General features: G+C 58.3%; 8 protein-coding genes. 3 read left to right on the forward strand and 5 right to left on the reverse strand.

Annotated features, from left to right (window positions below; translation table 11 throughout):
• Positions 1-30 precede the first annotated feature (30 nt).
• Genes H7848_RS11865 through H7848_RS11880 form a run of 4 tightly spaced genes read right to left on the reverse strand, consistent with a single transcriptional unit; the run spans position 31 to position 4,488 of the window.
• Positions 31-1,554 (reverse strand): TRAP transporter large permease, encoded by a 1,524-nt coding sequence (locus H7848_RS11865; protein ID WP_208351762.1) that lies wholly within the window; start codon positions 1,552-1,554, stop codon positions 31-33.
• Positions 1,551-2,126: a TRAP transporter small permease gene (locus H7848_RS11870; RefSeq protein ID WP_208351764.1), complete on the reverse strand. Its 576-nt coding sequence runs from the start codon at positions 2,124-2,126 to the stop codon at positions 1,551-1,553. Before H7848_RS11870 ends, H7848_RS11865 begins: the two co-directional genes overlap by 4 nt.
• A gap of 16 nt (positions 2,127-2,142) precedes the next feature.
• On the reverse strand, positions 2,143-3,393 hold the full coding sequence (locus H7848_RS11875; RefSeq protein ID WP_208351766.1) for a flavin-dependent oxidoreductase: 1,251 nt from the start codon (positions 3,391-3,393) through the stop codon (positions 2,143-2,145).
• Between the two features lie 54 nt (positions 3,394-3,447).
• Positions 3,448-4,488 carry a TRAP transporter substrate-binding protein gene (locus tag H7848_RS11880; RefSeq protein WP_208351770.1) on the reverse strand — a complete coding sequence of 347 codons (1,041 nt, stop codon included), beginning with the start codon at positions 4,486-4,488 and terminating at the stop codon, positions 3,448-3,450.
• A gap of 208 nt (positions 4,489-4,696) precedes the next feature.
• Here H7848_RS11880 and H7848_RS20195 point away from each other — a divergent pair, with 208 nt between their 5' ends.
• Both H7848_RS20195 and H7848_RS11885 read left to right on the forward strand, forming a co-directional pair.
• Entirely contained in the window at positions 4,697-4,831 is a 135-nt protein-coding gene (locus H7848_RS20195) for a hypothetical protein (protein WP_272874400.1), read from the forward strand.
• Positions 4,832-4,854: 23 nt separating this feature from the next.
• Positions 4,855-5,184 (forward strand): NirD/YgiW/YdeI family stress tolerance protein, encoded by a 330-nt coding sequence (locus tag H7848_RS11885; RefSeq protein WP_208351772.1) that lies wholly within the window; start codon positions 4,855-4,857, stop codon positions 5,182-5,184.
• 95 nt (positions 5,185-5,279) lie between these two features.
• Here the strand turns inward: H7848_RS11885 and H7848_RS11890 are convergent, their stop codons facing one another.
• A complete protein-coding gene (locus H7848_RS11890; RefSeq protein WP_208351775.1) occupies positions 5,280-5,546 on the reverse strand; it encodes an usg protein in 267 nt (88 codons plus the stop codon).
• Positions 5,547-5,739: 193 nt separating this feature from the next.
• Between H7848_RS11890 and gyrA the strand changes: the two genes are divergently transcribed.
• Positions 5,740-8,478, forward strand: a complete 2,739-nt coding sequence (gyrA, locus tag H7848_RS11895) for a DNA gyrase subunit A (protein ID WP_208351778.1) — start codon at positions 5,740-5,742, stop codon at positions 8,476-8,478.
• Positions 8,479-8,670 lie beyond the last annotated feature (192 nt).

The raw sequence follows: 8,670 nt of genomic DNA on the forward strand, positions 1-8,670 counted from the left end.
AAAACAAGCCGGGGATCAAACCCCGGCTTTTTAAAATAATATATTCACCAACCATAAGGTGATTGCAGGAAAAGAGACCAGCAGAACCACGCGCACCATGTCTGACAGGACAAAGGGGGCGACGCCGCGATAGGTTTTGCCGATCGGAATATCCCGCGCGACCCCGTTGATGATGAACAGGTTCATGCCCACGGGCGGTGTGATCAGGCCGACCTCGACCACGATCAGCGCCAAAATACCGAACCAGATCAGGGTCGCGTCGCGCTGCGCTGTTTCCAGGCGTCTTTCGCTTATATTGATGTCCAGCGCCTGTAGCTGGGCAGGCGTCAGGGCGACGCCGGACCTGAGCGTCTGTTCTACGCTGCTCACCAGATCAGGCGGCAGGGAGACGCCCGATTGCAGGGCCTCCCAAGCGGCTTCGTTCTGCAGCATTTCCATCGTGACCAGCCCGAAATCCAGCGCACCGATGATGGGCAGAAAAATCGGGATCGTCAGCAGGATCATCGACAGGCTGTCCATCACGCAGCCGAAGATCAGGTAACACAGCAGCATCACCGTCAGCACCATCAGCGGCGCAAAGCCCTGCGTCGTCACCCAGTCGGCCAGGAAATCGGGCGTGCGGGTCAGCGCCATGAACCCGCTGAAAATCGTGGCCCCCAGAAGGATGAAAAAGATCATCGCGGTGGCTTTGGCGGTTTCCAGAACGGCCTCAAGGAACGCGGCCCACGCTAGGCGGCGGGTCAGTATCCCGTAAAGCGCGGTGGAAACGGCGCCAAAGGCCGCGGCCTCGTTCGGGGTGAACAGCGCCTGTGATCCGGGCTTCACCCAGTTCCAGTCGCCGATCAGACCGCCCATGGTCAGCCCGAAAATCGCGATCACGGGCCAGGTTTGGGACAGGGTCTTGAACCGCTGGCCGTAGGGTTTGCGGTCGGCCGAGGTGGCCGCATTTGGGCGAACCCGCACATAAATCGCCACGGTGATCAGATAACCCGCCGCCGCGACCAGACCGGGCAGCAGGGCCGCGGCAAACATATGTTCGATATTCGTTTCGGCCTGGATGGCGTAGATCACCAGAATGATGGACGGGGGGATGAGTATGCCAAGGGTGCCCCCCGCGGCCAGCACCCCGGTGCTGAGGCTGTCGGAATAGCCCCGCCTGCGCATTTCGGGCAAGGCCACCTGCCCCATAGTCGATGCGGTGGCCAGCGATGACCCGCAGATCGCGCCGAACCCCGCGCAGGCCCCGACGGATGCCATGGCGACCCCGCCCTTGCGGTGCCCCAGCCAATCGCTGGCGGCGTTGAACAACGCAGCACTCATTCCCGTCTTCGTGGCCAGTTGCCCCATCAGCAGAAACAGCGGCACTATGGCCAGGCTTTGCGATGCAAAGGTCGAATAGGCCTGCGTTTTCAACTGCGACAAGGACCCCAGCGGGTGGCCAATCACGTACCACGTGCCGAAAAAACCCACCAATCCCATGGCCAGCGCAATCGGCACGCGCAGGAAGATAGCCAGCAGCATCAGACCAAAGGCGATCAGGGCAACGTCGATCATACGGGCTGCTCCTTACCGTCCAACACCCAGTTCAGGCTGCGCCAAACGGTGTAGACACTGACAATGCTGAAAAATAACGCGCCGATCCAGGCGACGCCGTAAAGTGACCAGATGGGGATTTCGAGCTCATAGGTGGTTTCAGGGAAAAACGGGCGATAGCCCATGCCAAGCGCATCGCGCAGGCCATCGCTGCCAAATGGGAATTTTTCCCCAAACCCCAGCCAGAACTGCCGTGTGATCACGACGGCGGCGATAGCAATCAACAGATCACCCAGAAATCCGAAAAACGCCTTGATCCGCGATGGGAAAGCATCGACCAGAATATCGACAGTTACATGCCCCCGCTTAAGCTGACAGAGCGGTAGAAAGAAGAATACCGCCAACGCACAGCCGTGTTCAATCATCTCATAATCGCCGGGGATGTTCTGCTCAAAGATCGCGCGCCCCAGAATGGAAACGACCGTCATGATGGCCAAAAACGCCAGGATCAGCCCGCCTGCATAGGCAAACCAGCGTGCGATTGCCTCAATCCCCCTGCCCACACGGTCTTGTGCGGCTTTTGCCAATGCCATCTTTCCTGCCCCTGACCTATTCGGCCCCGATCAACGGGTCGCGTTCGTTTAGCGCGTTTATGTCCATACCCGCCACCTGTTTATAGCCGTCGGCAAAGGCCTGACGTTCGGCAAGCGGCATGATCTGTTCGATATCTTCAAACCCGTCGGGGGCGCGGTCATGGACGATGTCCAATATCTTGTCCGGGCCGTCGCCGCGATTGGCCAGCACAAGTGCTTTGACCTTGGGGCGGCGTTCAGCCTCATAGGCCTGCAAGGCGCCGGTTGTCACGCCATGATCGCGCATATCCCGCGCCAGGATGCGCGCGTCCAGAATAGCCTGCGAGGCCCCGTTCGACCCGATGGGATACATCGCGTGGGCTGCATCACCCAACAGAGTCATCCGCCCGTGGGTCCACTGATCCAGCGGATTGCGATCGACCATCGGGTATTCATAGATCTGATCGGCGCCGCGAATGATCTGCGGAATATCCAGCCAGTCAAAGCGCCAATCAGCAAAGGCGGGCAGGAAATCGTCCAGCACACCCGCTCGGTTCCAGTCTTGTTTGGCCCAGTCATAATCAGGCGGCATGGTCAGATCGGCAATCCAGTTGATCACCGACCCATCACCGTCATCCGCAATGGGATAGGCCACGAATTTCACGTCCTTGCGTCCGGTCATCGTAACGCTGCGCCCGGTCAGAAACCGGGGCCCACGCGTGACACCGCGCCACATCATCGTGCCGCCCCAGTGGGCGGGCCCTTCATCGGGGCAAAGTTTCGCCCGCAGGTTTGAATTAATGCCATCTGCGGCAACCAGCACATCGCCCGTGGCGGTGCCCAGACCCTGCCCCGTCTTGCGGTCAGTCAGGGTGATGGTCACTCCATCATCGGTCTGCGTCCAACCGGTTACGGCATGGCCGGTTTCGATCACATCGCCGCAGCGCTGACGCACAGCATCATAAAGCAGCATCTGCAGCCCGCCGCGATGCACCGAAAACTGTGGCCAGTGATAACCCGCCAGCATCCCGCGCGGTTCACGCCAGATCAACTGACCGTGGGACGAAAAATAGGCGACCTCTTCCGTGCGCAGCCCGACCGTATCAAGACCCTGCTCAAGACCAAGATCGAACAGTTCGCGCACCGCATGGGGCTGCAGATTGATCCCGACGCCCAGGGGCCGGATCTGGCGCACGGCCTCAAAAATACGGAACGGAATGCCGACCTGATGCAGCGAAAGGCCAATTGTCAGGCCCGCAATCCCAGCACCCGCGATCAAAACAGTCATATCCTTGTCCTGAAAAAGAGGCCCCGGCGCAGTGGCCGGGGCGATCTGCCTGTGTTACATCCCTTCGCTATGTTTGGCGACCATCGCACGGGCATCATCGACCATCGCCTGACCGTCCAGGCCCTTGGCCGTGACCTCCGCGATCCACTTCGCCGTCAGATCATCGCCTACACTGCGCAGCTCGGTCATAACCGCATCATCCAACGTATGGACTGCGTTGCCGCTTTCGGCGACCACCTGTTCACCGATATCATCACCCTGATCCATGGCGCGCCCGGCCCAGGCCGATGTCTCAAGCCCCGAATTCGCGTCGATCACGGCCTTCAGATCATCTGGCAGACTGTCGTATTTCGCCTTGTTCATACCCCAGACAAAGAAAGTGTTATAAAGCGCGCGATCCCCGCTGACCAGCGTATGGCTGTCGGCCAGTTCATGCACCTTCAGCGGCGGCACGATTTCCCAGGGGATAATGCCACCGTCGACAATACCCTTGCTCAGCGCCTCGGGGAAGGCGGGCACCGGCATGCCGATCATCGACGCGCCCATGGCTTCAAACAATGCGTTGGCCTGGCGCGAAGGGCCGCGCAGCTTCAGCCCCTGAAAATCCGACAGCTCCATGATCGGGTCGCCGGTCTTGTGAATGATCCCCGGCCCATGGACATGGGCGGCCACCAGATGAATATCGCCAAACCGTTCGCGCATGTGTTTGTCGGTAAATTCCCATACGGCCTTCGATGACGCCTCCGCGCTCATTGATGTCATGAAGGGCAGTTCAAACACCTCGGCCTCGGGGAAGCGTCCGGGCGTATAGGCGGGCAAGGCCCAACCGCAGTCGATCACGCCGTCACGGATCTGATTATACAGCTCTTGCGGTTTGCCGCCCAGCTGCATCGACGGATAAATCTCGACCTTTATGCGCCCGCCTGACTCGGCCTCAATCTTCTCGGCCCAGGGCTGAATGAAAAACGCAGGCACAGCACCCTTGGGCGACAAAAAATGTTGACAGCGCAATGTGACATCCTGTGCCATGGCAGCGGTCGCGCAAAGGCCTGCAGCAACAAGACCGGCCAAAGCCGATTTGAAATAATGGGTCATTTGATCCTCCCGTATGCGACAAGTGTCATCGCCTTGTCTTGTGGGCACCATGCTGACCCTGTCCAACCATGGAAGTCAATTCACCACCGACGAACCGCGCCTTTTTGCGACATAGGCGATTTAACGCACCGTTCATCAACTGTTCATTGAACTTGGCCGCCGCAATACCAAATTAAAAGACTAAGATATAAACAGTCGGAGTACTGAAATGAAAGACACTGCACTGACAGCCGAAAAGGTGAAAACCTGGCTGAAATCCCCCGTGACGCTCACCGTGCCCGGATGGGCCGTTGCAACAGCAGGCGCGACCGCGATCCTGCTGATCCTGATCGCACTTGACTGACCCCTGACAGAAACGAGGTTCATATGAAACACCTGTTTATCGCGGCCCTCGCGCCCGCGTTTTTCGCCACCGCTGCCCTGGCCGACATAACGCCCATTGGCGATCTGAAGCGAAACACGAATGTCACTGTAACCGGAACAATCGACCGCTTGCTGGACGAGGATGAGTTTCGCATGTCCGACAACACAGGCAGCATTCGCGTCTACATCGGCCCCAATATGGTGCCTGCAAATGCCGGTGACCGCGTGACCGTCACTGGTTTTGTCGACGACGATCTGCGCAAGGAAATCTATGCGCGCCAGATGCAGCTGCCTTCAGGGGAAACCGTCACCTTTGAACGGCGCTACGAATAACGCTTTATTGTTCCCCAAAATACTCCCCCGCGCGGGCAGCGCAAATATCGCGCGTCAGCGCGGGCGCAATGCGCGCGACCAGCGCGCCCCTTTGACTAATGAAGGGTAAATTCGCCCGTTATGTTCTGCCATTCCCCATCGCTTAGCTCTTTGCGATGTACAAACCGCACCGAATGCAGCGGCCCTTCGATCTTGTCCTGCCAGAATTCGATGAATTTGAACAGTTTCGGATGGTCCGGCGCCAGATCGTAGTCCTGCCAGACAAAGGTATTCAACACATTCTGATAATCCGGCATCCGGTAAAAGATTTCAGCCGTCGTCAGACCATACCCGCGCAACATCAACTCAGTTTCTGACCGCATTTCAGCTCCTTTATTCGTGACTGCTGAAAAAATGATCCACAACATTTCTTAAATTTCAATGAAAACAATATGTTATCACCGATACGGCCTGGCTGCTAACATCGGCGCATCTGGGCCATTGCACGCAGCATATGCGCTCTGATATAACCGACCCAACAAAATATAGCGTGCAGCAGTAAGAACGGCGGACATAGTGAACGACACCCCGGAAACCCCTGAAAATAATGACGAAAACGGGCCAACGGGCCCAACATCCTATGACGGTCCCACAGTTTCGATCATCGACGAAATGCGCACATCCTATCTGGATTACGCCATGTCGGTCATCGTCAGCCGCGCGATCCCGGATTTGCGCGATGGCCTAAAACCTGTGCATCGGCGCATTCTTTATGCAATGCACGAAACCGGCAACACGCATGAAAAATCCTATCGCAAATCCGCCCGTCCCGTGGGCGACGTGATGGGGAAGTACCACCCCCATGGCGACAGCGCGATTTACGACGCGCTGGTGCGGATGGCGCAGGATTTTTCCATGTCACTGCCCTTGCTGGATGGCCAGGGCAACTTCGGCTCAATGGACGGCGATAACCCGGCCGCCATGCGCTATACCGAGGTGCGGATGGACAAGCCCGCCGCCGCCCTTCTGGCCGATATCGAAAAGGAAACGGTCGATTTTCAGGACAACTACGACGGCAAGGACCGCGAACCCACCGTCCTGCCCGCGCGTTTTCCGAACCTGCTGGTCAATGGATCCGCAGGCATCGCGGTTGGCATGGCCACCAACATCCCGCCCCATAACCTGGGCGAGGTGATTGATGCCACCCTTGCCCTGATCGAAAACCCCGATTTGACGTCAGAGGATCTGATCGACTATGTCCCCGGCCCGGATTTCCCCACAGGCGGCATCATGCTGGGCCGATCCGGCGCCCGAAAAGCCTATCTTGAGGGCCGCGGTAGCGTGATCATGCGCGCCAAAACCCGGATCGAGGAAATCCGCAAGGATCGCTATGCGATTATACTGGACGAAATCCCCTATCAGGTGAACAAAGCCTCGATGATTGAAAAAATCGCCGAACAGGTGCGCGAGAAAAAGATCGAAGGCATTTCCCACGTTCAGGACGAATCCGATCGCAACGGTGTGCGCGTGGTGGTCGAACTAAAGCGCGATGCGACGCCGGATGTGGTGCTGAACCAACTGTTCCGCTTTACGCCGATGCAGACATACTTTGGCTGCAATATGCTGGCCCTGAACGGCGGGCGCCCCGAACAGCTGACATTGCGCAAGTTCCTGACGGCTTTCATCACCTTCCGCGAAGAGGTCGTCGCCCGCCGCACCGCCTTCAACCTGCGCAAGGCCCGCGAACGCAGTCATGTGCTGTGCGGTCTGGCCGTGGCCGTATCGAACGTCGACGAAATCGTGGCGACCATCCGCGCCTCGGCCGATCCTGCCGAGGCCCGCGAAAAGCTGATGACACGCCGTTGGCCTGCCAAAGATATCATCCCCTATATCAAGCTGATCGATGATCCCAGCCATACCGTGAATGACGACGGCACCTATAACCTGTCCGAAATTCAGGCCCGCGCGATCCTGGAATTGCGCCTGCAACGCCTGACCGCGATGGGGGTCAAGGAAGTCACGGATGAACTGGAAGAACTGGCCAGCAAGATTACTGAATATCTGGCCATCTTGCGGTCGCGCGAACGGATCATGGGCATCATCTCGGATGAATTGCGCGAGGTCCGCGAAGAATTCGCCGTGCCGCGTCGCACTGAAATCGTCGACTGGTCCGGCGACATGGAAGACGAAGACCTGATCGAACGCGAAGACATGGTCGTCACGGTCACCTCGGGCGGCTATATAAAGCGGACGCCTCTGGCCGATTTCCGCGCCCAACGCCGCGGCGGCAAGGGTGTCGGCGGGATGCAGACCAAGGAAGAAGACGTCGTCACGACGCTGTTCGTGGCCAACACCCACACCCAGCTTTTGTTCTTCACCACCGATGGGATGGTTTACAAAATCAAGACCTGGCGCCTGCCCCTGGGCGGACGCACGTCCAAGGGCAAGGCCATCGTGAATATCCTGCCGATCCCGCAGGGCGTCTCAATCGCGGCCATCATGCCGGTGGACCGGGATGAAAAGGAATGGGATGATCTGCAGGTTGTCTTTGCGACATCCGCCGGCACCGTCCGCAGGAACAAGCTCAGCGATTTCACCAATGTGAAAAGCAATGGCAAAATCGCGATGAAGTTTGAAGGCGAACATGAAAAGACCACTTTGATCAACGCGCGCATCGCATCGAATGACGATGATGTCATGCTGGTCACGAACTCAGGCCGCGCGATCCGGTTTCCCGCAACCGATGTGCGGGTGTTCAATTCGCGCGCGTCGGTGGGCGTGCGGGGCATCAAGCTGACCAATGGCAACCGTGTCGTGTCCATGTCGGTCATTCGCCACTTTACCGCCACGGCCGAAGAACGCGCGGCTTATCTGAAAATGCGCCGCGCAGTGGCTGGTTTGACCGACGAGACCGAAAGCGATGAAGAGGCCGTCGCCGATGTTGCGCTGCCCCAGGAACGCTATGCCGAAATGTCCGCGGCCGAAGATCTGATCCTGACGATCACGACGAATGGCGCGGGCAAGCTCAGCTCTAGCCATGACTACCCCGTCCGCGGTCGCGGCGGCATGGGCGTGGCTGCGATGGACAAAGCCATGCGCGGAGGCGAGATTGTCACGTCCTTCCCCGTCGAAATCCACGATCAGATCATGCTGGTCACGTCCCAGGGCCAATCGATCCGCGTACCCATCGACGGCATTTCGTTCCGGTCCCGAAGCGCGGGTGGCGTCAAGGTCTTCAACACGGCAAAGAATGAACAAGTCGTGTCAGTCGCCTGGATCGCGGATCAGAACGACGCGGAAGACGACGAGAACTGACCTGACCGTTTGTCAAAAATCATCGAAGTCCCGGACCTGATCCGGGACCTCTTTTTCTGTCATTCTAGAGCGTGATGAAATCGACCTGAATCAAGGGGGATTCACATAGGCTTATTTTGCTGATTCACTGTCGCCGACCACAAGATGGAGGGCGAGCAGTGGGTAAGGCACTTTCGATGGACCTTCGGGAGA

Origin of the sequence: Pseudaestuariivita rosea, assembly GCF_017592335.1 — a bacterium.
In the GTDB taxonomy this organism is placed as follows: Bacteria; Pseudomonadota; Alphaproteobacteria; order Rhodobacterales; family Rhodobacteraceae; genus Parasulfitobacter; species Parasulfitobacter rosea.

Excerpts from the sequence above, each read along its gene's own strand:
- H7848_RS11865 (WP_208351762.1), bottom strand. The coding sequence starts at position 1,554 with ATGATCGACGTTGCCCTGATCGCCTTTGGTCTGATGCTGCTGGCTATC.
- H7848_RS11870 (WP_208351764.1), bottom strand. The coding sequence starts at position 2,126 with ATGGCATTGGCAAAAGCCGCACAAGACCGTGTGGGCAGGGGGATTGAG.
- H7848_RS11875 (WP_208351766.1), bottom strand. The coding sequence starts at position 3,393 with ATGACTGTTTTGATCGCGGGTGCTGGGATTGCGGGCCTGACAATTGGC.
- H7848_RS11880 (WP_208351770.1), bottom strand. The coding sequence starts at position 4,488 with ATGACCCATTATTTCAAATCGGCTTTGGCCGGTCTTGTTGCTGCAGGC.
- H7848_RS20195 (WP_272874400.1), top strand. The coding sequence starts at position 4,697 with ATGAAAGACACTGCACTGACAGCCGAAAAGGTGAAAACCTGGCTGAAA.
- H7848_RS11885 (WP_208351772.1), top strand. The coding sequence starts at position 4,855 with ATGAAACACCTGTTTATCGCGGCCCTCGCGCCCGCGTTTTTCGCCACC.
- H7848_RS11890 (WP_208351775.1), bottom strand. The coding sequence starts at position 5,546 with ATGCGGTCAGAAACTGAGTTGATGTTGCGCGGGTATGGTCTGACGACG.